This is a genomic window from Paenibacillus sp. NPDC056933, from assembly GCF_042674385.1.
Taxonomy (GTDB): Bacteria; Bacillota; Bacilli; order Paenibacillales; family Paenibacillaceae; genus Paenibacillus.
On sequence record NZ_JBHUQN010000003.1, the window covers coordinates 82,759 to 106,607 of the forward strand.

General features: G+C 45.1%; 25 protein-coding genes. 14 read left to right on the forward strand and 11 right to left on the reverse strand.

Annotated elements, in window-relative coordinates; genetic code table 11:
* Window positions 1–274 precede the first annotated feature (274 nt).
* Window positions 275–1,360 (forward strand): 5-methyltetrahydropteroyltriglutamate--homocysteine S-methyltransferase, encoded by a 1,086-nt coding sequence (locus tag ACFTRD_RS20655; protein WP_379383264.1) that lies wholly within the window; start codon window positions 275–277, stop codon window positions 1,358–1,360.
* A 28-nt stretch (window positions 1,361–1,388) separates the two neighbouring features.
* The gene (locus tag ACFTRD_RS20660; RefSeq protein WP_379383266.1) at window positions 1,389–2,879 is read left to right on the forward strand and encodes an aldehyde dehydrogenase family protein; all 1,491 of its coding nucleotides are present in this window, start codon (window positions 1,389–1,391) and stop codon (window positions 2,877–2,879) included.
* Between the two features lie 141 nt (window positions 2,880–3,020).
* On the opposite strand, the gene ACFTRD_RS20665 is transcribed toward ACFTRD_RS20660, so the two are convergent.
* Both ACFTRD_RS20665 and ACFTRD_RS20670 read right to left on the reverse strand, forming a co-directional pair.
* The gene (locus ACFTRD_RS20665; RefSeq protein ID WP_379383268.1) at window positions 3,021–3,473 is read right to left on the reverse strand and encodes a HEAT repeat domain-containing protein; all 453 of its coding nucleotides are present in this window, start codon (window positions 3,471–3,473) and stop codon (window positions 3,021–3,023) included.
* Between the two features lie 235 nt (window positions 3,474–3,708).
* Window positions 3,709–4,053 carry a YndJ family transporter gene (locus ACFTRD_RS20670; protein WP_379383270.1) on the reverse strand — a complete coding sequence of 115 codons (345 nt, stop codon included), beginning with the start codon at window positions 4,051–4,053 and terminating at the stop codon, window positions 3,709–3,711.
* A 204-nt stretch (window positions 4,054–4,257) separates the two neighbouring features.
* Here ACFTRD_RS20670 and ACFTRD_RS20675 point away from each other — a divergent pair, with 204 nt between their 5' ends.
* The 5 genes from ACFTRD_RS20675 (at window position 4,258) to ACFTRD_RS20695 (ending at window position 7,974) form a co-directional block, all read left to right on the forward strand.
* On the forward strand, window positions 4,258–4,833 hold the full coding sequence (locus ACFTRD_RS20675; RefSeq protein ID WP_379383272.1) for a TetR/AcrR family transcriptional regulator: 576 nt from the start codon (window positions 4,258–4,260) through the stop codon (window positions 4,831–4,833).
* Between the two features lie 428 nt (window positions 4,834–5,261).
* On the forward strand, window positions 5,262–6,113 hold the full coding sequence (locus ACFTRD_RS20680; RefSeq protein WP_379383274.1) for an SDR family oxidoreductase: 852 nt from the start codon (window positions 5,262–5,264) through the stop codon (window positions 6,111–6,113).
* A gap of 53 nt (window positions 6,114–6,166) precedes the next feature.
* Window positions 6,167–7,258: an FAD-dependent monooxygenase gene (locus ACFTRD_RS20685; protein ID WP_379383276.1), complete on the forward strand. Its 1,092-nt coding sequence runs from the start codon at window positions 6,167–6,169 to the stop codon at window positions 7,256–7,258.
* A 117-nt stretch (window positions 7,259–7,375) separates the two neighbouring features.
* A complete protein-coding gene (locus tag ACFTRD_RS20690) occupies window positions 7,376–7,699 on the forward strand; it encodes a putative quinol monooxygenase (RefSeq protein WP_379383278.1) in 324 nt (107 codons plus the stop codon).
* Between the two features lie 95 nt (window positions 7,700–7,794).
* Window positions 7,795–7,974, forward strand: coding sequence for a hypothetical protein (locus ACFTRD_RS20695; RefSeq protein WP_379383280.1), 180 nt, complete (start codon window positions 7,795–7,797; stop codon window positions 7,972–7,974).
* 216 nt (window positions 7,975–8,190) lie between these two features.
* Here ACFTRD_RS20695 and ACFTRD_RS20700 read toward each other — a convergent pair whose 3' ends face one another.
* Entirely contained in the window at window positions 8,191–8,613 is a 423-nt protein-coding gene (locus ACFTRD_RS20700) for a tetratricopeptide repeat protein (RefSeq protein ID WP_379383282.1), read from the reverse strand.
* Window positions 8,614–8,856: 243 nt separating this feature from the next.
* Window positions 8,857–10,287: a MocR-like pyridoxine biosynthesis transcription factor PdxR gene (pdxR, locus tag ACFTRD_RS20705; protein ID WP_379383284.1), complete on the reverse strand. Its 1,431-nt coding sequence runs from the start codon at window positions 10,285–10,287 to the stop codon at window positions 8,857–8,859.
* Between the two features lie 209 nt (window positions 10,288–10,496).
* Here pdxR and ACFTRD_RS20710 point away from each other — a divergent pair, with 209 nt between their 5' ends.
* Entirely contained in the window at window positions 10,497–11,045 is a 549-nt protein-coding gene (locus tag ACFTRD_RS20710; RefSeq protein ID WP_379384421.1) for a pyridoxamine 5'-phosphate oxidase family protein, read from the forward strand.
* Window positions 11,046–11,282: 237 nt separating this feature from the next.
* Here the strand turns inward: ACFTRD_RS20710 and ACFTRD_RS20715 are convergent, their stop codons facing one another.
* The gene (locus tag ACFTRD_RS20715) at window positions 11,283–11,831 is read right to left on the reverse strand and encodes a DUF4062 domain-containing protein (RefSeq protein ID WP_379383286.1); all 549 of its coding nucleotides are present in this window, start codon (window positions 11,829–11,831) and stop codon (window positions 11,283–11,285) included.
* 461 nt (window positions 11,832–12,292) lie between these two features.
* On the opposite strand from ACFTRD_RS20715, the gene ACFTRD_RS20720 reads away from it, so the two are divergent.
* Both ACFTRD_RS20720 and ACFTRD_RS20725 read left to right on the forward strand, forming a co-directional pair.
* Window positions 12,293–14,416: a 5'-nucleotidase C-terminal domain-containing protein gene (locus ACFTRD_RS20720; RefSeq protein WP_379383288.1), complete on the forward strand. Its 2,124-nt coding sequence runs from the start codon at window positions 12,293–12,295 to the stop codon at window positions 14,414–14,416.
* 222 nt (window positions 14,417–14,638) lie between these two features.
* Entirely contained in the window at window positions 14,639–15,004 is a 366-nt protein-coding gene (locus tag ACFTRD_RS20725; RefSeq protein ID WP_379383290.1) for a collagen-like protein, read from the forward strand.
* A gap of 366 nt (window positions 15,005–15,370) precedes the next feature.
* Here ACFTRD_RS20725 and ACFTRD_RS20730 read toward each other — a convergent pair whose 3' ends face one another.
* Window positions 15,371–15,688, reverse strand: coding sequence for a zinc-binding dehydrogenase (locus ACFTRD_RS20730; RefSeq protein ID WP_379383291.1), 318 nt, complete (start codon window positions 15,686–15,688; stop codon window positions 15,371–15,373).
* A 198-nt stretch (window positions 15,689–15,886) separates the two neighbouring features.
* Between ACFTRD_RS20730 and ACFTRD_RS20735 the strand changes: the two genes are divergently transcribed.
* From ACFTRD_RS20735 to ACFTRD_RS20750, 4 genes are all read left to right on the forward strand, one after another.
* Complete coding sequence (locus ACFTRD_RS20735; protein WP_379383293.1) at window positions 15,887–16,453, forward strand: TetR/AcrR family transcriptional regulator; 567 nt, start codon at window positions 15,887–15,889, stop codon at window positions 16,451–16,453.
* Window positions 16,454–16,581: 128 nt separating this feature from the next.
* Window positions 16,582–17,703 (forward strand): ABC transporter permease, encoded by a 1,122-nt coding sequence (locus ACFTRD_RS20740; protein ID WP_379383295.1) that lies wholly within the window; start codon window positions 16,582–16,584, stop codon window positions 17,701–17,703.
* Entirely contained in the window at window positions 17,703–18,428 is a 726-nt protein-coding gene (locus ACFTRD_RS20745; RefSeq protein ID WP_379383297.1) for an ABC transporter ATP-binding protein, read from the forward strand. Before ACFTRD_RS20740 ends, ACFTRD_RS20745 begins: the two co-directional genes overlap by 1 nt.
* A gap of 256 nt (window positions 18,429–18,684) precedes the next feature.
* Window positions 18,685–19,218: a YceI family protein gene (locus ACFTRD_RS20750; RefSeq protein WP_379383299.1), complete on the forward strand. Its 534-nt coding sequence runs from the start codon at window positions 18,685–18,687 to the stop codon at window positions 19,216–19,218.
* A 156-nt stretch (window positions 19,219–19,374) separates the two neighbouring features.
* Here ACFTRD_RS20750 and ACFTRD_RS20755 read toward each other — a convergent pair whose 3' ends face one another.
* From ACFTRD_RS20755 to ACFTRD_RS20775, 5 genes are read right to left on the reverse strand one after another with little or no spacing between them, the layout of a single operon-like run.
* Window positions 19,375–20,784: a HAMP domain-containing sensor histidine kinase gene (locus ACFTRD_RS20755; protein ID WP_379383301.1), complete on the reverse strand. Its 1,410-nt coding sequence runs from the start codon at window positions 20,782–20,784 to the stop codon at window positions 19,375–19,377.
* Window positions 20,772–21,434 carry a response regulator transcription factor gene (locus ACFTRD_RS20760; RefSeq protein ID WP_379383304.1) on the reverse strand — a complete coding sequence of 221 codons (663 nt, stop codon included), beginning with the start codon at window positions 21,432–21,434 and terminating at the stop codon, window positions 20,772–20,774. The genes ACFTRD_RS20755 and ACFTRD_RS20760 overlap by 13 nt, the downstream gene beginning before the upstream one ends.
* A 29-nt stretch (window positions 21,435–21,463) precedes the next feature.
* The gene (locus tag ACFTRD_RS20765; RefSeq protein ID WP_379383307.1) at window positions 21,464–22,222 is read right to left on the reverse strand and encodes a lantibiotic immunity ABC transporter MutG family permease subunit; all 759 of its coding nucleotides are present in this window, start codon (window positions 22,220–22,222) and stop codon (window positions 21,464–21,466) included.
* 1 nt (window position 22,223) lies between these two features.
* Window positions 22,224–22,952 (reverse strand): lantibiotic immunity ABC transporter MutE/EpiE family permease subunit, encoded by a 729-nt coding sequence (locus ACFTRD_RS20770; RefSeq protein ID WP_379383309.1) that lies wholly within the window; start codon window positions 22,950–22,952, stop codon window positions 22,224–22,226.
* The gene (locus ACFTRD_RS20775; protein WP_379383311.1) at window positions 22,945–23,661 is read right to left on the reverse strand and encodes a lantibiotic protection ABC transporter ATP-binding protein; all 717 of its coding nucleotides are present in this window, start codon (window positions 23,659–23,661) and stop codon (window positions 22,945–22,947) included. Before ACFTRD_RS20775 ends, ACFTRD_RS20770 begins: the two co-directional genes overlap by 8 nt.
* Window positions 23,662–23,849: the final 188 nt, after the last annotated feature.

Sequence of the window (23,849 nt, forward strand, 5' to 3'; positions counted from 1 at the left end):
TACTTTGATGTTTTATGATGCTAATTCATAAGATACCGACCCAAAAACGTTCACTTCAAACTGTCTTCTAATCTGCTCTTCCGTAACTGCTTCTATAAGACCCATTGTTCCATACGTTGTGTTCTTGTTCTATATATTTCTGGGCAATTTCTATAATGCCTGGTCTTTTGGCTATTATTAAAAGCTATGACTAGCCATGCTTTTTTCATATAACAAGCATTCCTTTTGACCATGCTATACTCATTAGACTAAAAAGTTAGAAGGAGAAATATATATGATACCATTTCGTAATGATCATGTAGGTAGCTTTCTACGTCCTGCAAATTTAAGTCAGGCACGTGAACAATATAAATCAGGCAACATCACATATGAGGAATTAAGAGCTGTGGAAGATAAAGAGATTATTCGAATTATTGAAAAGCAAAAGGAAAATGGCGTATTTGCAGTTACGGATGGTGAATTCCGCAGAAGCTGGTGGCATTTTGATTTTCTGGGTGGCATGGATGGCGTAGAGTTGTATGAGCAAATAGATGGACCGAAATTCCATAATATGCAAACGCGCAAGGGCGGGATTCGTGTTGTTGGTAAAGTTGATTTCTCGAGTCATCCCTTTGTTGAGGATTTTGAGTTTTTGAAAAAGCATGCAGGTGACGCAGTGGCGAAACAGACCATTCCAAGTCCCAACATGCTTCTATATCGATTGGAAAATGACGCCAATATATATAAGGACAGAGAGCAATTCCTTCAGGATACGATTGCGGCGTATCAAAAAGCAATTCAAGCCTTCTATGATGCGGGATGTCGATACCTGCAATTAGATGATACAGCTTGGGCAGACCTATTCTCAGAAGCTGGTCACGATAAGCTGCGTGCTAAAGGTCTGGAACCGGCGGAAGAGTTGAAAACGATGCAGCGAATGATTAATGAATCCTTGTCTCAAAAACCGGCAGATTTAGTTGTGACTATGCATATTTGTCGTGGTAACTATAAATCGAACTATTTCTCAACTGGTGGTTATGATTACGCTTCTGAAGTTATCTTTGGAGGCTTAAACGTAGATGGATTATTTTTAGAATTTGATGATGAGCGCTCAGGTGGTTTTGAGCCATTAAAGTATGTGAATCGAAAAGATTTGAAAATCGTGCTTGGTTTACTCACATCGAAAACAGGCGAGTTAGAGGATAAAGAACAAATTAAAGCTCGGATTGCAGATGCGGCAACCTATGTACCACTTGAGCAACTTTGTTTGAGCCCACAATGTGGTTTTTCGTCTACAGAAGAAGGCAATATTTTAACGGAAGAACAACAATGGCGTAAACTTCGTTATGTGAAGGAAATTGCAGAAGAAGTTTGGAATTAATCAATCTAAATAACGGAGGGGATGTAAAATGACGATACAAGCAGACCAAGAGACAATTATAGTTGAAGCGTTCATTAATGGTCAAAATATAAAATCCCTTTCGCAGTTAGCAAAAGAGAACCCGACAAACCCAACTGAGATCGTAGGTTATTTCCCTGTCACTACGAAAGAACAAGCGGTTGAAGCGATTGAAGCGGCGGCAGGGGCTTTTAAAACATGGAAGCAGACCTCCATTGATGAACGCATTATTATGATTCGCAAGGCGATAGAGAAGATTAGAGCAGCTGAGAATGAAATTGTGCATTTGCTGTCTAGAGAGCATGGCAAGCCGCTGTATGATGCACATGGTGAAATTTATGTTTCGTTAATGTGGATGGAGTTTGCTTGTAATGAAGCCAAATCGGCACTACAGGAAGAGATCAAAGAGCATGAGAATGGTAAAACGATTCTTTCCTATGATCCAATTGGTGTGGTGGCAGCGATTAGTCCATGGAACTATCCCATTGCTTTATCTACGATTAAGATCGCTCCTGCCTTACTTGCAGGCAACACGATTGTGCTTAAACCAAGCCCATTTGCGCCACTGGCGGCAGCGAAGGTGGCAGAGATTATTGCGAGTGAGTTCCCGGCTGGTGTAATCAATGTCGTTCATGGTGATGCGGATGTGGGCGTTGAACTGACTAGTAATCCTCTTGTTACTAAAATCGCCTTTACAGGTGGAACCGCAACAGCTAAGCATATTATAAAAGCTGCTTCGGAAACGATTAAGGATATGACGCTTGAGCTTGGTGGTAATGATGCGGCAATCTTCTTGGAAAGCTTTGATGTTCATGATGAGCGAGCCATGCGTCGGATTGTCATTTCTAATTTCTTGACAGCAGGCCAGATCTGTATGATCGCCAAACGTGTGTATGTACACCGTTCTATTTATGATGAGTTTGTGGGAAGATATATAGAGGCGGCAAATCGCTGGATTCGAATTGGTGATCCATTTGATTCAAATACGACGGTAGGTCCGGTTAATAACCTGAAGCAAAAAAATGTCGTGCTTGGTTTGGTTGAAGGTGCGCAAAAGCGCGGGGCTAAGGTCATCCCTCTCGGCCAAATTCTTGATCAGAAGCTGTTTGACCAAGGTTACTACCTACAGCCTACGCTTGTTTTAGGTTGCGATGTTCATGATCCGATTGTAGTGGAGGAACAGTTTGGTCCTACGGTTCCGATTCTGCCATTTGACGATGAAGAGCAGGTTATTCATCTACACAATGAAAGCATATATGGATTGACAAGTTCTGTGTGGGGGAAAGAAGAGGATGCCATCTCCATTGCACGTCAACTCGAAGCTGGAACGACCATGATCAATACAGCTGCTGTGCAGGGGCTCGATGTTCGGTTCCCTTTCGGTGGCTTCAAGCAATCGGGTATTGGCCGTGAATACGGCGCGGAGGGTATCCGCACGTATACAGAAAAGCATGTCATCAACGTTCCGAGGACACTGGATCTTCCTTATATACCAGAATAAATTGTATATCACATAACTTCGCATCACACAGGGAACGTACATGTGAAATGGAATGTAGGCTCTAACTTTGCTCTGGTGACAATCAAAATAATAAGGAATAAAGAAGCCACTCCATTTTTCTGGAGTGGCTTTGAACAGCGGCTATTTTCTACCTAGTGTCTCCCAAATTCCATGGAGCCAGGAGTCAAACTCAGCATCTTTGTCGCCCTCGTAAGTATCATAGATATCCAAACGTGTCTTTTGCAGTTTTTCCTTAAATTGCTCAAATGTATGACCTTCAGGAAGGCTTTTTTTAATCCGTAGCAAAATTTTGTTAAGACCTTTAAACAGCTCACCTTTGTTTTTGGCAGGCATTTGTACATCTTCATCCAACTGCTTCAGCTTGAAATATGCGGCTTCACGCACCTGGAACACTTGATCACTTGTCAAAACATGCTGCAGCAATTTAATGGTAGTGGCTGTATTCCAGTTTCCCAATTCGTTCACCGCATTCAGTCTTTCTCTCCAGCTTGACGTCCGGTTAGCCGCTCGTTTGAGCTCTTCAAAGTTCTCCGGTAGTTCGTTCACTGCTCCAATATCATGGTTGTTCGTCAAAATTCAATCTCCTTAATCATCGCCATCTCGGCAGAATGATGAATGTTATTTATGTGATCACTATTATAGCACGAACCTGACTAAACTACTCCTATGAAGCCGATTGGTTAGCCTAAAAATCACAATCACCAATTCATGATTTTGTATGTAATTACGCATAAAGATGTATCAACCTATCTATTCTCCTTGACAATCTTCTTTTTCTTAATGAAGTCTACAGTGTACACCCAACCAATCAGTCCACATAAAACAAAACCAACGCATGCAGAGATCCGTAAACGGGAATGAAATCAAGTATGATTAAGAAAAATATCTTTTTTAGTAGCGGATATAAAATGGAAAGCACGACAACCGTGTAAAAGGCTAGACAAGATAGGCCTAAAAAGAAGGTTGCCTTATTATCCAAAGCGTTTTTCCTCAAGTAAGCAAGGAGATAAGCAGTGTAAACCACAATATTACAGGCGAACAAAGTGACACCAATGTATTCAATTGGCTTGGAGAAAATCATACCAATAGCAATCAAGAGGGGTCCGATGATATCAATGGCAACGACCCAGGGATACCAGCTTTTCTTCGTCATGATGCGTCCCAGTGCACCAATAAAAATTTAGGTTTGGCTCTGCCCAACTTAAAATATCCACGAAAGTAGCTTCATCTCTTCTGTACAATGAGGAAGTTAATCTGAAAGAAAAATGCTCAGCACCTTTTTGGGCTACAGGGATAATGGTCACAGCGTACAACCTTCGTCATGGACATACGCATATAGCACTGCTATAATGGACATATGAACACATATGACAAAATATTGGCAGCTGCTCTTAAGGTACTCGAAGAGGATGGCGGAGCCCAATTTTCGACGCGAGCCGTAACAGCGATCGCGCAGGTTACGGCTCCTACACTCTACCACCATTTCGGCAATGCCGATGGACTCCTGAGTGCAGCTATAGTGGAAGCGTTCAAACAGTTATTGGAAAGCAAGATTGCCGCAGTGGAGTCCACCATTCCAGAGACGGCTCTTCGTCAAGGATGGGATGACTATGTCCGCTTCGCGGCAACCCGTCCTCGGATTTATGCGGCGATGATGGGGCGGTTGCTTGAGGGCGCCCATATCGAGGCGGCAGATCATTCGTACCAAGCACTAGTGCAAAATGTTCAGAGAGTCGCCGTCGAAGGCAAACTGGCTGTGTCAGCCCAGGCTGCGGCAGATCTGGTCTGGGCTTCCGCCAATACGGCCTCTTGGCTGTATGTGACGGCCCAGATTCGTAAGGCACCCCCACCCCAACCCGACGTCGTTGATCTCATTCGGGAAAGCGTAATGCAGATCATTTTGATCCAAAGGCCGGACGCCGATTCAAAATGAGGGATTCGATGACAGAGCCTGGAGACTTCCGGTAAAGCCCTAATTTAGAAGACGTAAAAGAAAGATCGCCTATCCAACCTGGACCTCCAGGAGGATGGCGATCTTTTTTATGTTTGGAGGATGCGAGCATTAGTTCTCTTGAATTTGTGCCAAGTATTTGGAGAACCTGTGGCAGACTTGGCGCTGAAGAGGCTGACCCCCATTTCCATAAGTTCAACGCAACGATAAATCTCAACCCCTCCCGCCATGGTACTTCGTGAGCGCCGAGTGCATCACGCAACGCCCGTCAAAACGATGTTCGGGCCGCAGGACAACACTTCGAAAAAATATATAGCACCGCTATAGACAGCTTTGTATAGCGGTGCTATAATATTCGTATAGCAGTGCTATACCGTGATCCATATCTTATCAAACCTAGGAGGGTTACTATGTCATTCAAAACTCAAGAACTGGTCATGGTCACAGGTACGTCCAGCGGCATCGGTAGGGCTACCGCGGAGCAGCTGGCCGCTGAAGGATTTCACGTTTTGGCGGGGGTTCGTCGTCAGGAAGACGCCGACAAAATCAAACGCAAAAATATCGAGCCGGTGATCGTCGATGTTACCAATATCGACACACTAAAGGCGCTGGCTGAACGGGTGGAGCAAGATCCGCTTGGTCGCCCTTTGCGGGCAGTGGTCAATAATGCCGGCATCGCCGTTAATGCACCTCTTGAGATGGTCCCGCTTGATGAATTTCGCCGCCAGTTTGAAGTCAGTGTGATCGGACAGGTCGCGGTTATTCAGGCGCTTACCCCGGCCTTGCTGAACAGCGGCGGGCGCGTGGTCAATATCGGTTCGGTTGGGGGCAAGATCTCCATGCCCGGTTTCGGAATTTATTCGGCTGCAAAGTATGCTATGGAAGCGATCAATGACAGTCTTCGCAGGGAGATGTCCTCTTTTGGTCTCAAGGTGATCATGATCACTCCGGGTGGTGTTAGCACTGGCCTGTCGGAACAAGGGATTAGGACAGCGGAGCGGCTGGCCAAGTTAATGACGCCGGACCAGCACAGGCGCCATGATCGTCTTTTTGACGCCGTGAAGGCTCAGGCTGAAACGTGGGCAACGGACGGTATCCGCCCCGAGAAAGTGGCAGCAGTGGTTTCACGAGCAATCCACGTAAGTAAGCCACGCACCCGCTATACGGTCGGTCGCGATTCGGCACTGCTGACCCGACTGGTCCGTATTCTCCCAGACAAACTCCTCGACCGGATGCTCCGCAGCCAGATGAAACTGCAGTAACGGGCAGTTTCACGAATCCTCTTGGACAGAAAGCTAAAATGGGGGAATGAAATATGCCACAAAACAAGTTTGAACATGCCATTATTGTAGGTGGATCTTTAGGTGGTCTAATGATGGGGCTTGCGTTAACTCGTTCTGGTTATACAGTTACCATTCTTGAACGTGCAGATTCATCATTAAGAAATGGTGCTTTTATTCGTTTACACACAAAGCCTTATAGTAATAGTGAAATTGAACGAGAATTAAGACACTTGGCATCCAATGGTAACAACAATGTTGAAGCCTTGTCAGCCATTCAAAAACGTTTGCGCAATGCGGTTGCTAAAGAACCTGGTATTACCCTTCAGCACAATACACGAATTGTTAGTGTTGGGCAAAATGAATCATCTGCTTGGGCTACCAGTGAAGAGGAGCAGACGTTTAAAGGTGACTTTTTGATTGGCTCAGATGGATATCGCAGTATTGTCCGCCGCTATTTAAACCCTGACAAACCATTTGCAGATTATGCTGGCTATCTGGTTTGGGTAGGGAAGGTGGACGAAGAACTGCTGCCAAAGAAAGACTGGAAAAAACGGCAACTTTCGAGTGCTTATTTCAAAAATAGTGCTGCCGGTACATTAACAACTGCGGTGATGCCAGGTATAAAAGGGGGAACTAATCCTGGCCAGCGATGGATTGGTTTTTGCTGGTTTGATCATTCGCATAATCATTTGCTGTCTGAATTAGGTGTATTAAAGGGCGGGATTGCCCAGCATTCCTTATACGGTGAAGCTATTCCGGATTCGCTGCTGGAAGAACTATCACAAACCAGCCAAGCCAATTGGAATAAAGAAGATGATGCTATTTTGCAAATCGCAATTAAGGACCGCAGTTTAATCGGGGCACCTGTTAATGAATACATCCCTAATATATTGTCAAAAGGAAGAATAGCTATAGTCGGCGATGCAGCTCATACCATGTCACCAATGACGGGCGCAGGCTTTAATGACTCACTTGATGATACGGTTGCCATTATAGACTCCATTAAACAGTATCCGAATTCGATAACAAATGCTTTGGGTGAATACCAAACACGTCGTTTAGATGTGGTTCGTCAAGATGTTCTTGCGGGCCAAGGCTTTAATCGTTCTTTTGGACGATTATAACAGCATTAAACTAAGCCATTGATACACTGGAATTTCAAGCATAAACGGGGAATTCCCCCATTTGAGAAAACGGTAAAGCAAAAAATACGAAGTGTTTATAAATTAGGAGGAATTAGCATGAACGATACAAAGAACCGTTACGTTACTGTACTCTGGGAGGCGAGAGCTAAGGCAGGGAGAGAAGCCGAGATGAAGGCATTCATGACTGCTGCTGTCACCCCGTCGCGCAACGACCTGGGCAACATTGACTACGAGGCTCACGAGGTAGAAGGCCAGCCTGGCACATTCATCATCTACGAGCGCTGGGAAAACCAGGATGCCCTCGATCGGCACCTGAGCGCCCCCCGGATGCAGGAACTGGTGCCCCAGCTCTTAGAACTGATGGAGGGATCTATTGAGGAAGGGATTCGACTCCTGCAGCCGTTCCGCCCAGCGCAGTAAAATGCAAAACCGAGCGGAACTCATTAATTTCTGTTCGGAAAGCGTGAGAGATATTTTCGTGAGCGGTTAAAGACTTTAGTGGAGGAGGCAAAACGTTGGCAACGATCGATGATTTTGCAGCACTAGATATTCGTGTCGGAACGATTAAGGAAGCTCCTCGGTGCATTGCGGGATTCAAATCGGAAGTATTAGTTTTGGGAGGAGTCCCGGAAAAAGGAGATGTTATTCTATTAAAGCCGGATACTGAAATGCCTAATGGTACTCCTATTGCGTAAAAATAAGGCTGTAACCTAAATTGGGCGATGTAATTAGTTGTAAAGTCGATCATTTAACTGAGTACGGGGCCTTTGTAAAGTTTGGGAATAGTGGTGCTTTTGTAAGTCTCCAGAGCTGGAGACTTATTGGTAATATACAAATCCGAATTACTTTGTTTCAGAGAGCTATCCCAAGCACATACCACTGCAAGCCTCTGTCTGAAACAGCCTGAAATTTCAAATCTCTATGTTTGTCTCCAAAAACTCAAGATACTTTGGGTCATCTTCCATAAAAATCTCAATACCAGCCCCCATGTAAGCCCGGGTTAACTCGTCAGCAGCCTTTTCTAAGCTTTCCTGTTCATAATACAACTGCCCCAGCCGAAGATGAATATACGGATTACCCAACCCCTTCGGGCACTGTACAGCATTAAAAAAGCACTTGAAGGCCTTATCGTAATTCTCCATACGAAAATGGACATCCCCAATAGCCACGTATATCCAGGTAGCTGCCTCCCATTCTCGATGATTTTCTGGCAACAAACGGAGGGCGGAAATATATTTTTGCTTGCCCAAATCAAGATCGCCTGCCTCCACCAAAGCATCGCCTTGTTTACATAGAGTGGTAATTTCGGAGTAAGTGGAATCTGAAAGCTGCAACGCGATCGCTCCTGTTCTATTCGATGGGATTAAGAATTTTTGTTTCAAAATCAAAATAGGCGCTTAACTCAGAGGCAAGACGCTCATGGGAGTAAGGACTTGGCGACTTCGTAAGGTAGGCATGTATGACAGACATGATCCGATTCTCCTATTAAAATTAATGACCTCATAGCCTTAGTTTATTCTGTCCCAGATCGCGGTTTAATGGAATCCTGCGAATTTACCAATTCTCACATGATGACCCTATAAGATCAACTCCGCAAGACGATGAACCCCCTGCTCAATCGATGCTTCATCTACTTTTGCAAACCCCAACACCCATCCTTTTCGTTTGCTTTCCAAACAATAAGGTCGAAGAGGGTATACACGTATTCCCTTTTGAAGAGCTAACTTTGTTACGGTGTCTTCGTCGTATGACTCTTCAGCTTCAAGGAGCATATGCAATCCCGTTTCTACCCCACTTAGTGTGAAACGCTCTCCCAAACCGCTTGCCACTATAGCTTTTGTCATGGCTTCATGTCTTCGTCGGTACACATTTCTGACTCTTCTCATATGGCGCATAAAATGCCCATTCTGTATGAAGTGGGTTAGAGTCAACTGGTCCATAATCGGAAGATGGCGGTAAATCAGCTCCTGTACCCTGGCTAGTTGAGCAATGGCCTCCACAGAGCCAACGATAGCCGAAATACGAATGCCTGGAGCAATCATTTTAGAAAAACTCATGAGGTACAAGGTATTATTAGGTGCCTGGCTAAACAGCGTTGGAAGGGGTTCCCCGCGATATCGAAATTCACTATCATAATCGTCCTCAATAATCCAGAATTGTTCTTGAGCAGCCTTATGTAACAATTGTTGCCTACGCGGCTCCGACATAACGACCCCGACCGCGCACTGGTGTGAAGGGGTTGTAAAGATCAGTTTGGATTGCGGGTGAATATGCTCAACCACTAGACCATACTTATCCACGGGAACGGGCACCACATTCATACGCCGATATTTCATCGCCATCCAGGCAGCTGGAAAACCGGGATCTTCTACAGAGACAGTGTCTCCGTCAGCTAAAAGCGATTGTGCGATTAAGTCAATACTATGCTGAGCTCCTGAGGTCAACAGAATCTGATTGGTTTGGATATGGATGCCTCTTTCAAGTGATAAATAACGCTGAATCTGCTCACGTAATGGTGTGAAACCACAGGGATTACCGTAAGCCCAGTTGGATAAATCCATTGCAGCGGATGCGTGCAGAAGCGATTGTCGCCAGTTCTTTTGAAATTGTCCGTCTACATAGGGTTCATGGGGACTAAAATCAATATCCACGTCAGGATGTTCCTGGCCTTCGAACCAGTCGTGTAATTGATCGACAGCCGAGTTCAACAAAGGAAGTGAGGGGGGAATGGGGCCATCTGCTATTATTTCCTTCGTTGATTCAGTGACTTGTTGCCATTTACTAACCCGCGTCCCTCCTCGGCGAGATGTAACCGTATAGCCTCGACTTAGCAATTCCTCATAGACGATCTGTATCGTTGAGCGAGAGACACCTACCATATGAGCAAGTTCGCGGGAAGGAATCAGCAATTCCCCTGGCGCCCAGATCCCGCTAATAATATTATGAATCGCTTGATCAAGCAATTGCTGCCAGATTGGTCTCTTGTCATTACGATTTACTTTCATCATCGTACACACCTCCAGATAGAAGTTCCAATCATAAATGCTCATTATGGATTGCTCATAACCTATATGTTTGGATGTTTTAACGCAATCCATTCACTGGTATACTACCGTAATAACCCTGATATTTGCAATCTGGTCGTAGCTGCACTCTAGAAGAGTATCGGGGTTTGGAGTGGGATGAATGTGTTATGAGTGAAAGGAGAGGTTTTGAAATGAATTCGGTTCGTTACAAGATCAGGGAATGCCGGGATCAAGAGAAAATTGAACGTTTCCTTCATCAGGCGAGAATTGGGTATCTTGGGTTGGTTGATGGGAACCTGCCCTATGTTGTACCTCTTAATTATGTGTGGGCTGAGGAGAAGCTCTATTTTCACGGGGCTGGAGATGGAAGGCGTAATCATGTCATGAGTGAAAATCCAGAGGTATGTTTTACGGTATGTGAGGAATATGGGACCATCACTGACCCGGTACCTGCCAAAACGGATACGGCTTATATGAGCGTAATGGTATTTGGGCAAGCAGAGCCAATCACTGATTTGGATGAAGCCACCCTTGTACTTCAGGAAATGATCAATAAATACGTACCTGGCTATTATAACCGCCCCTTGTCGAAGCAGCATGTGGACAAGTATAGGTCGGCCGTGTTCGGTGGACCGGTTCAAGTGTACCGTGTTATTCCGGACCATATGACGGCAAAAGAAAGCCCAATTGAAGCAGAAAAAATGTATAGAACGGTCATGAATGGCGGACGAGAGATTTAACGACAAGATACCGTTACGACTTGCGTTAAGCTAACGTGTGCGGTAGTTCAATGAAAAGTGAACACGTAAGAGGTCACCTGGGCATAGCGTTCTGGCTATGGAAATATGCGGTAAAGAACAAAGTGCGGCCTCAAGTGATAGGTGAGGATTACCAGGAGCTTCAATTATTGAAAAATTGGAAAAGACGATAGCTGTGAGCCATCGCCTCTAAACCAACTTTCATTTCATTTTCTCCAACTAAGCCTTTAATCTTGCATTCTCTTCCAACAGCTTTTGAACGTCCGGGACATCCTTGCCAGAAAGCCAGCCATACAAATCGTCTCTTGCTGCATACTCCGGCAATTGATCATGAAGTACCATTTTAATGTGCCGTACATCTTCAACATAATAGATCGGGATTTGTTCCATGACCGATTGCTTAAACTCTTGAAACTTCTGATAGTATTCAATTGCTGCGAAGTCGTATGGCTTTTGTCTTAATGCTTCATCTGTGACAACAAAAGCAAATCTAGGTTTGCCTGCTTCTCCGGCATATTCATACTCCCAATGTGTGTAGCTCTTGGATTCATCAGGAAGCGTTAAACCATAGAATCCTCCGAGAATCAGGAGATATACATCGGACTCGTCAATCCATCTCTTCCTAATTTTCATTGGACTTTCCTTGAAAAATTGCTCGATTCCAGCAGGGATATGACCGGCTTGAAGTACGGCTTCAACAGCGGTATGTCTTTCCTCAATAAGATCGTAGTAAGTAGACGATATGTAAATTTGTAGTTTTTTTCTCATAGGCCCACCCAAATTAAAGAATAAGTGTAAATAGAATCTAGCACTCTCTCACTTTATTTGTCAAAATTTACTGGGGGGTTCATGCGGCAATGTTCCCCCCATGTGGAAAAACTGAAAAGGTACATGCTTCTGGTACATATTATGTAGTTTGATTTGTGTATTTAGGAGAGAGAGATTCGAAAAGGATGCTCATTGTCAGCAATGAGTCCATATCATCACATAACTGAACATACTTTATTTCCTAGTATAGCAACCAAGAAATATAAAAGCCATAATTTTCTATTTAAAATCACTAAATTTAACATGATAGAGGTATATGTAAATTTCTTTGCAGTCCGTTAGGTTTCTTCTCTATCAATCTTTCAATTTTTTACATCCATTTTATATATTTTACGATATTTATGAATTAAACTATGGTAAAATATTTCAGGATCTGAAATTGGAGAGGGGTTTTGTAATTCATGTCTTGGAAAAAAGTTTTGGGTAAAAGCACCATTCGTGTGGCTACTACTGCACTATTACTTTCTCAACTATTCGGTGCGGTAGGTCCTGTCTCTGCTGCAGGCAAAGATGTAGAAGTACACTTGATTGGTATCAATGACTTCCACGGTCAATTAGATACCACATCGATCGTTAGTGATAAAAAGGCAGGAACGGCTCCAATTCTAGCTACATATCTAAAAGAAGCTCAGGCAAAATATGAACACTCCCTACTCTTCCATAATGGAGACTCTGTTGGTGCATCTGCTCCAGTCTCATCTTTGGATCGGGATGAGCCTACGATGGAGTGGATGAATATGATGGGCTTTGATGTCGCATCTTTGGGCAATCATGAATTCGATCAAGGTATCGCTGCATTAAAAGCACAAATCTTTGGTGGCCTTGATCCAAAAGAAGGCAAGGTAACGCATGCTGGTGCAAAATTTGATTACGTCAATGCAAATGTCATTGAAACTGCCACTGGAAAAACATTGATTAAGCCCTATGTGATCAAAGAAGTGGGTGGAGTCAAAATCGGATTCATCGGATTAGTGACTAAATCCACACCTGCCAAAGTATCCCCATCTGGGACAGCTGGTGTGCGTTTCTTAAGCGCAGAAGAAGAAGTTGAAGCCGTTAATAAATATGCAAAAGAATTGCAAGATCAAGGTGTAGAAACGATCATCGTCTTGGCGCATGATCCAGCATCCACCAAAGAAGGCGTAACTACTGGAGAAGCGGCTGATTTAGCAAAAGCTTTGCCAGCAGATTCCCCTGTTGACGTTATCGTTGCAGGTGACAATCATGCTTTGGCTAACGGTGAAGTGAATGGAAAATTGATTGTTCAAGCGTATTCGTATGGTACAGCATTTGAGGATATCAAGCTGATGATTGACCCAGCTACTGGGGATGTAACCGAAAAATCAGCTACCGTTACAACGACTTTCCAAGAGGGTGTAAAAGAAGACTCTGAATCTTTGGCTATTATTAAAAAATCATTAGACAAGCATCCTGAGCTTACTAAGCCGGTAGGTACTACGGACGGTTCTGTCACTCGTACAGATGCTTATAATAACGAAGCCGCTCTAGGTAACCTGATTGCAGATGCCATGCGTCAAGCAGACTTTGGGGATAAAGCAAGCGCTGCTGACTTTGCATTTATGAATCCAGGTGGTATTCGTGCGGATCTGCCAAAAGGCGATGTGACCTTTGCTGATCTTGCTAAAATCCAGCCGTTTGGCAATACTTTAGTGAAACTGGAGCTGACTGGCGAACAAATTAAAACTTTGTTGCAGCAGCAATGGGGCACCAACGCTGACGGTACACCAAACACAAAAACTCTACAGATCTCAGGTTTGAAATATACTGCCGATTTCAATAAGCCAGTGGCAGAACGTGTTACTAGTCTTAGTCTTGAAGATGGCACACCTATTGATCCTGCAAAAACATATACGGCTGTAGTGAACAACTTTATGGCTGCAGGTGGAGATAACTATAAAGTGCTGGTGGATGCTAAATCATCTTTGGCAGGTCCTATCGATCTGGATGTATTCTACCAGTACATTGTAGATACGTTTAAAGGCGCTAACATTGTGGCTAACACGGAAGGACGTATCACGAACTTAGCTGCATCTACAGAGGAAACAGAAACACCTGTAACTACAGAATTCATGTCTCGTGCTGAATTTGTAACTGCTCTGGTAGACCTGTTGAAACTGAACGAAGTAGCTACAGCACCTGCATTCAAGGATGTTGCTGCTAACGCTGCATATGCAGATGCAATCGCTGAAGCGACTCATGCTGGATTCATTCAAGGCTACGGTGGTAACTTCAATCCTGATCGTGATATCACTCGTGAAGAAGCAGCTACTATTCTTGCTAAATTGCTGAAAGATCAAGCTTCTGATAAAAATGCGGCTACGATCATTGCAGGTTTTGAAGATGGCAAAACCGTTTCTACCTATGCAGTGAAATCTATGGCAAAACTGATTGACAAAGGTATTCTTAGTGCAGCAGAGAAAAACTTGCTTCAACCTAAACAAGGTCTTTCTACTAACGATGCAAAAGCTATAATTCAAAAAGCTGTTGCAGCAAAAGCTTCATAATGTAGAACTGATTCAAACCTTATATTAAAACAGGAAAACACATCCTATTGGTTAAATAAGCTTTCCAGGTGAAAGCTATATCCCCATTTAGGATGTGTTTTTCATGCTGCTCGCCAGCAGTTAATGACGTGCTTGGCGGGTATTTTTTTGACCTTCGCCCAGTCGCCCTTTCCGCGAATGCATATGATGATTATGCCTACTCATTGAAAGGAGCGATCACATATGGGATTTTTTCCAATGCCGGGACCTGGTGGAGGGTTTCCAGGTGGACCAGTCGGACCGGGAGGGCCAGGAGGGCCAGGAGGGCCGAGTTTTCCAGGGGGTGCACCCGGCGGTGTTCAACCGCCGACGGCTCCTCCACCGCAGTTCGTACCGCAAATGCAGACCGCCACATTTGCTATTGACCCCGGCGGGATCAGACGCTGCATGTTCCGCAACACATACATTTGGCTGAACAACGGCGAGCAATTCTGGTTCTTCCCGGTATTCGTCGGGCGTAATTCTGTTGCAGGGTTCAGATGGTTCGGTTTCTTCTGGGGATACTTCGGTATCGATTTGAATCGGATTAGCTCGTTCACGTGCTTTTAAGACAGACTGCGAAAGAGAACAGCCTGGGGGCTGTTCTCTTTGTTGTGTAGCGTATCATAAATAAAGAATGGGAACCATGTTACAACACAACATGGCTCGCCTGGCGAATTGCTTATCTGTCTGTTACTAATGGAAAAGTCGTATGAGTGTGGATATCTCTTCTATGCCTTAGAAGAGGAAAGTGGCACACCAGGATCAACGATTGCAGAAACTCATTAAATGCTCGTATGCCAATTCTCCCTATTGTTGTTTCCCACAAGGAAAGTTTTTCCTTGTGGGAAACGCAGCCATACGATCGAAGTCAGCTTGGTTCTATGGAATAAAGAAACAACACGTTGTGCGCTATGCACTCGTGTTGTTTCGTTGTTAGATGGAGTTCATGTTCAGCAAAATTCTTCCTCGTCCATGTCTTGCTTCACTTTTCTCCAGCGCTTTATCCGCTTGGCTTAACGGGAATATGGAATCGATCTCTGCTTTAATCGTGCCTTCGGCTATTAATTCCGTTAAGCTATGCAAGTCCTCGCGGGTAGGGAATTTGGTATTGAATTTAGCTGTAACGCCATGGAAGTTCAATACTAAACGGCGTTTCTCTATGTACTTTCTCGGCTTAGAACCCCAAATACTTGTACCATGGATCTCACCAATCATGTTATTTACATAACAGAATGGATTAGCTGGATTCACGCTCAAGTACGTTTTTTGACCGAAACACCTCCATCTTCTTGAGCAAGGTAGTCTTGTTTTGGGAAATGCTCATAAACATATGCTAAACTGATAATAAATAAGAGCAGAGATAGGGCTCATTTTAAATTTACGATAGTAGTCTATTACGTGAAGATAACGAATAAAACAGATCTTAAATGATAAAAAGGAAGAGATTCAATGGGAAGAAAACAATCTTTTACGGAGACAGAGCTACTTGATACGACAAAAAAATTAGTGCTTGAGCATGGATACGACGGTTTTCATCTCAAGTTGCTCTCACAGCATCTGTCAGGAGCCCGAAGCACTATTTATCAATATTACTCTAATAAAGAAGAGATCGTGGCTGCTTGTATGAAGCGCGTAATGGCAACGGTACTAGAAAATGCATTAGCTATTGATGAGACTGATCCTATGGACGCTCTGGAACAGTTACTTCTCGTTTACGTAGAAGAATCTACACTTCATCAACTTCTGGGAAATGCCAGTAAAATTAATACTACTAATTCTTCGGCGGCAGCGAGAGATCTTGAATATATTGAGGAAGCACATACGACTCTAAAATTTCAATTATCACGATTGTTTGAACGCGCACAACAGGATAAAAGCTTGCGACAAGATATGCCACTTCCTGTACTTATTGGTGTTTTCTTTAACTTGATTGATACGCCAAATATGCTGAATATCCCTACACCTGATTGGGGAAAGCTGTTGTTTCAAATGTGGATCGGAGGAGCCAAGAGCTAGCCTCGGTCTTGGGTTTAATTTGACACTAGTGTCATTTATATTGTTTAATTAAGTAGCTAGCAAGTGTAATAGCGACTTTAATTTGACACAGGTGTCAAGAAAATAAGGGCAAGGAGTTGGGAAAAGGAATGTTTTTAGCTATGAAGGAATTGATGCATAGTAAAACAAGGTTTTTAATGATCATCATCATTTTTGTACTAATAGCTTGGTTGGTATTTATCTTATCCGGTTTGGGGAATGGTTTATCTACGTTAGCTGCGTCAACATTCAAGACGATGAAGGCGGATTATGTCATTTTTGAAGAAGGGTCGCAGTCTTCAATGAGCAAGTCGCTACTGTCTGATCAATTAATGGCGGAAGTGGAGCTACTACCAAATGTGAGTGCTGCCGCACCTATGGGAAGCACGATGGCAACGGCGTTGAAGGAACATAGCATCAAGAATGAGGAGAAGTTGGATATTGCGATTATAGGCATCAACCCAGGCAGCTTCTTGGAACCGGCTGTCGTGGAAGGGGAAAGCCTATCCTCTGCGAACCCTACTGGTGTCGTGGTGAATTCGACCATGAAGGATGAGGGCTATAACATTGGTGACACTTTTCAATTAGATGGCACGACGGAATCATTGACAATTATCGGATTTGTCGAGAACCAGACATATAACCACGTAGCGTCGGTATTTACTCCGATGGCTGAATGGCGAAAGATTACCTTTGCGGCCCCGGGTTCGGATAAGGGAGTTGCAGGGCCCGTTAATGCAATTATGTTGCAAGGCAAGGATATCGATCCAAACGTAATGAATAACATGCTAACAAGTACGGACACGGTGACTAGAACGGCAGCAGTTCAAGGAATGCCAGGGTACAAAGAAGAGAATGGTACGATTTTAATGATGCTTGCATTTCTGCTCGCTATCTCCGCCTTCGTGCTTGGGGTATTCTTTTATGTAATTACGATGCAGAAGACTAACCAGTTCGGCATTATGAAAGCGATAGGCGCCAGTAACCGATTTTTGAGCAAATCCATTGTATCGCAAGTATTTGTGCTTTCGCTGACCAGTATTGTCGTTGGAATCTTACTTACTTATGGGACAGCAGCCATTATGCCTAAGGGCATGCCATTCAAGCTGGAAACCAGTCTTGTCGTCACGTATTCTGTTATTTTGCTGATTATCGCTATGTTAAGTTCGATGATATCGGTTCGAAAGATTACAAAGATTGATCCGCTCAAGGCGCTCGGGAGGGTTGAATAATGACTAAGGGATTGCAAATGAGTAAAGTCACAAAGTATTATGCCGAAGGAAGCAATCGGATCGCAGCACTTGACCATGTGTCCATATCAGTGGAGCCGGGTGAATTTGTTGCTGTAGTTGGTCCGTCGGGTTCTGGTAAAAGTACGTTTTTGTCTATTGCTGGAGCGCTACTTAAAGCCTCAGAAGGAGAAGTTAAGCTGAATGGACATCATATTTCTACACTTACTGCCAAAGAGCTGGCGAATGTAAGGCTACAAGAAATCGGATTTATTATGCAATCCTCGAATTTGGTTCCTTATCTAAATGTTCTGGATCAATTGCTCATCATAAAAAGGATGTCGGGAAAGGTTGAAAGGGAGGATAAGGTTTTCGCCACGAAGTTGCTGGAAGAGCTGGGTCTGGGCTCGAAGTTGAGAAGCTTCCCAGAGGAGCTATCCGGTGGTGAGAAGCAGCGGACAGCGATTGCTCGTGCTCTAATTAATAATCCCAACATCATCTTGGCGGATGAGCCGACAGCAAGTTTGGATACCAAACGTGCCCATGAAGTGGTCAGTCTCATCGCCCAAGAGGTGAATTCACGTCAGAAAGCAGCGATTTTGGTTACTCATGATGAACGTATGCTTGAATATTGCGACAAGGTATACCGGATGGAAGATGGGAAATTGTCTTTGCAGCAGGGAATAGGGCAGAATATTCGGATCCAGCAGGAAACGAGCTCGATCTGAAGAGATCTTACGCGTTCGTCAGCTGGACGATGTGATGCAATGGACACTGGGCTGGGAAGGGAATGTAAAGGTAGAGGGGCCTGAGTCATTCCGACATCAGATTTACGAAGAAACTAAAAAATGCTGGAACGCAAAAACGCTACTGACATTACGTTGTCAGTAGCGATTTTATATATTAACGGTATGCGAATAACGCAGCGTTTTGGAGATAGGGTGACCTTTCTCATAATATGATTATCGAAGGTGGGAATTGGTGATGAGCAGTATCCAATGGGAAGTGGATCCGGACCACAGCTCTGTTGAGTTTTCGGTGGCGCATTTAATGATCAATAAAATCAAAGGAGCATTCGAGCATTTCGAAGCGATCCTAAGTTTTGACCCCAACGATGTAACAACCATGGGCATCCAGGCTTCCATAGAAGCAAATAGTATTACAACTCGCCAGCGGCAACGAGATGAACACCTGAGAAGTGAAGACTTCTTTCATGCTGCCAAATATCCAGTCATTACGTTTCAAAGCACCAGCTGCGTCCTTGCTGGCGAACGGCAATATGAACTTGCAGGCAATCTGACGCTCCATGGAGTAACCAAACCTGTCACTTTTCATACTGTTTTTGAAGGGTTTAATCAAGACCCTCGTGGCCGGGAACGTGTGGGATTTCATTCAACAGCCCGTATTGAACGCAATGAATTTGGTTTGACCTTCAAATCACCTTTGGAAACGGGTGGAATTGTCGTCGGAAATGAAGTGAGCATCGAGCTCTATATCGAAGCAATCAAAGTAATTTAATGATCCTAAAGACCACCCCTTGTGCGGGGGGTCTTTATTCAAAATCTTGTCGTTACATATCTCGAGATGAATTGGCCACTGTAATAGTAAAGCAGCGAGTTTCTTGAATTAAACAGTGGCGACCGTCACCGCTGCATCATACATCCTTATCATCTACTATTCCTGCTGACAACCTTCCCGGTCGTTCTCCGCAGCGGCAACAGGGATGCTCATCGTCACTTTCGCTCCGCCGGAGGGGGATACATTGTCTAGGCTTAAACTTCCCCTATGCTCCTGGGCTGCGGATTGGGCAATATACAGCCCCATCCCGTGATGATGATTGCCGGAATTTCGGCTCTGATCGCCTCTGTAGAACTGGTTAGCCGCATCTTTCAGATCGGCTGGGGAGAAGCCATTTCCTGTATCTGTGACTGTAAAATGAACGGCTGAGTCGTCGCCCCGAACCAGCAAGGCAATACTCCCCTGTGGGGGTGTGTACTCGACTGCATTCGCGATGATGTTGATGATTCCACGCTGAAGCAGCTCCTGTTCTATGAAGAGGAATGGCGGTAGATTCTCCTTCTGGACAGACGTATACAGATTTTTGCTGGCGGAGAGAGCCTTCAACTGCAACTCTAATTCTTCAATAATCACTGCTACAGGGACAGGTGCTTTCTGGCGAGATAATCTGGATTGCATGCTGGATAGATCAATTACCTCCTGCACGAAGGACTCTATGTCCTCGGCACTGCGGAGGATATATCCGTTGTACTCTCGCTGGAACTCGTTCTGTGCCGTCTCCTGCAAGAGCTCGGCATTTCCGCGGACAACGGTAAGTGGTGTCTTGATATCATGGGCCAGAGCGGAAATTTGTTCTCTGCGGGAACGTTCCATCTCCCACTGTTGTTTGAGCGAAGCATGCAGAGCATTCTTCATCCGATCCAGTGAGGCCAATACATCGTCGATTTCGGTGATCCCACTGGGCTTGACTGTGAACTCAAGATTCTCTCGCTGGATGTTCTCTGTCGCTTCCACCAATCCGGCCATTTTCTGCGAGAGCCTTTTGCCGAACAGGGCAGCGAGTAATGCTGCCTGGAGCAGAATACCGAAGATAAAGAACAGGACTCCCAATAGCTGAGGATTGGGCAGATAGTTGCGCAGCAAGGATGATGCATATTGCGGCGTTAGGCTATACCGGAATATCCAGACCTCTTGACCACGTTGGGCCGTTTTATAGAAATAAAAACCCTGATTATCGCTTTGCTGCGTCATCTCCCAGAGATGTAATGCCTTGTCATGACTCATATTACCATTGAGGAGCTCTCCTTTACTGGTGAAGACTGCATAATCGAGCATTTCCGGAACCATATCAGGTGTTACATTAGGGCTTGAGAGAAGACGATTCGTGAACGCAGCAATTTCCTTCTCAACATAATTGGCAGGCAGCACGGCGTTTGAGGCAAGAGACAGTGCAAACAATCCAAGCAATACCCCTAGCAGCAGGATCGTCCCCAAGCTTAGGAACAGAAGATATTGCAGGAAAAAGGTGCGAAGGCGCACGTTTTTGATTCGTTTTACAGTTTCCACTTATATCCGATCCCCCAGATGGTCTCAATGGCGTCAATTCCGCATTTGCTTAGCTTCGCACGGATGTTTTTGACATGTTCCGTAATAGCACTGCTGTCGCTTGCTCCGTCATATCCAAAGACCCCTTCATAAATATGTTCTTTGGAGAATACCTGTCCGCGACTACGGGCCAGAAACTCGCAAATTTCGTATTCGCTTTTGGTTAGAGGTACCTTGTCTTCTTGGATAAACAGCTCTTTACCGGAGAGGTTGAAGCGTACATTGTCCAGGTACAGAACATTCCGCCGCTCCCTGATTTCCCGCCTAAGGTGTGCGTTAATCCGTGCCCGCAGCGCACCTATCCCGAAGGGTTTCATAATATAATCATCTGCTCCCAGCCCTAATCCGTACATCAGATCCGTTTCCTGCGTTTTGGCCGTTAAAAAAAGGATTGGACAATCCACTGCGGCACGGATCTCCCGGCAAAGGGTAAAACCGTCCACCCCCGGCATCATCACATCCAGCAAAATAAGATCATACACCCCAAGGTCAGTCTGACGTACCTGTTTGGGATCGGAGACTAATGTTACCAGATGCTGATCTGCAGTAAGCGCGTTACGGATCAACGACAGAATGGCGGGTTCGTCATCGACCACCAGTATTTTTGCCATATTCGGTTCCCTCGATTTATAAGTAGTATCTAATTATCGGTTGATCGTCCTTCCCAGCGCTGGAACCAGGTAGTGCAAAGGAACAAAAGGATTATAGTTCCCGGAATACACACCCTGATTCCAGCATTCAGTCCCGATACAGCAGCGGATAACGAGATGTCTGAAGCATGGATTGTCCACAGCGAGATGAAGCGGACGCCCCATGCGAAGGGAATGTAGGGCCAGATGGCATCACCCAGACCGGTGAGCATTAAAGCTGCCACCAGACTCCCCGCTATCCCTACCCCGATAGAAGCGCCTCTTCCAAAGCACAGGCTGATCGTCAGGTGAAGAAGATAGAGAAATATATTGCTGCCGAACAGAATAACTGCCCCGGCAAGGTAAAAGGCCATTCCCATTCTGTCCTGATGCAAAATCCGGTCAAATCCGAGTCCAAACAGGCTGTAGGAAAGCATGACAGCGGTAAAGCCAAACATCAACAGGAGCAGCAGCTTGCTTGTAAAGGCTGCAATCTTACTCGCTGGTAGTGCCAGCATACCTTGAAAATGTCCCGCATTAGCCTCCTGTTCAACCGCCATGGAACAAACCAGCCCGATCAGGATAGGAAATGCACATCCCAGGGACTGCATAAACGCCAGCACCTTATCATTTGCACTCCATGGGGAGTACGAATAGTAAGCTAAGAATACGCTAACCCCGACCAGCGGAGCAAGTAGATGAATGAAGAGAAACGGTGTGAGACGACTTTTGAGCAGATCCGCTCTTAACAATCCTGGTATGGAATTCATGCTACTTCGCCTCCTGTTTGTGAAACCATAGTGCTGTAAGGAGGGAGAGCAATATGAACCAGGCCACGGAGATCAGGACATCTGGAAGCATCATGCTGGTGCTTCTCAGCGGGCTGTCCGCGGGTACAGGTAGTCCATTCGGCAGGATGGACAGAACCGGGCACATGAGCCTGAAAGTAATCGTATAAGGAAAATAATCCCATATTCCTCCGATATTGAATGCAACGATACCAAGGATATTGCCGCACATATTAAGCAGAACAGCGGCGAATAATCCGAGACGTGCAGCCAGGAACAGACACAGTGGAATCTGCCACAGTATAGTAAGGAAGATCAGGAAGCTGCCAGCTGCGCTATTCAGCAGTGGTATGGTTTGGCCAAACAGCATTCCTCCTAACGTAATGCCGATCATGAACAGTAAAAGTGTCGCCAAGAGCCACTGCATAATTGCGATGATTTTCCCAGCCCAAAGTTTCCTTGGATCAATGGGCAGAGCCAACAGTCCACGGTATTTCATCTTGGCATCCTTTTGTAGAGCAAGTGAACAGGCAAGGGAAAGTGACCCAGGCAAAAGCATCGTGTACCACCAGTTGTAAGCGCCCGTCTGGAAGAGACGTCCGCCCATTAGAACAGCGCAAAGGAGTAAAGTGAATACAGGGGCGAGCCAGACAAGCTTGGGGATGAAGGTGCGCCGCCATTTCAGACGTTCAGCCTTAATATGACTAAGCATGTGGACCCCCTTCCTTCCGGTTGGCTGCTGCCACCTGCATGAACAAGGTCTCCAGTTCTGGGCCACGAGGGACGCTTCCCTGATAGCCCAGAACTCCGCCGGCGATAATGCCGATCTGATCCGCTACCAATTCAACTTCGGAGAGAATATGACTCGACAGAATAACGGTGATCCCTTGCTTGGGAAAAGAACGGATTAGCTCTCGCAGCTCCTGAATCCCAATCGGGTCCAGCCCGTTCGTCGGTTCGTCCAGAATCAGCAGCTTGGGTTGGTTCAAGAGGGCAATCGCAATTCCCAACCGTTGCTTCATGCCCATGGAAAATTGTCCGGCACGTTTCTTCCCGGTATGAGCCAAATCCACAATGGCGAGCACCTCCTCGATCCGGGACTGCGGTAACCCGAGGATTAGTGTACGCACTTTGAGATTCTCTCTGGCTGTCAGATTCTCGTACAGCGGCGGCGCCTCAATCAGTGCGCCTATTCCGTTCAAATCCTTGCGGGTCCATTCATGACCATGAATGCGAATGCTTCCGGAGTCGGGGCGCAGCATGCCTGTGATCATTTTAAGCGTAGTCGATTTGCCTGCGCCATTTGGACCCAAGAGTCCATAGATCGAGTTATAAGGTACTTTCAACGATACGTTGTTAACGGCGGGTTGGCGCTTAAAGCTTTTGCATAGATCATGAGTTTCTAAAATAATATCCGACATAGTATATCATCCTTTCTAGTTCCACAGTTTAAAGGGGAATTCTAAGGATTCTGTAAGGGTGTTCCCGAGGACAAAGTTATTGTCCAGTTGTACGCAGCTAATGAAGTGGCGAGAGAGTGTGTGATATATTGGGATTAATAATTGCAACCATCGGTCATAAGTGTGTGTATACGATAGCTTTATGATAA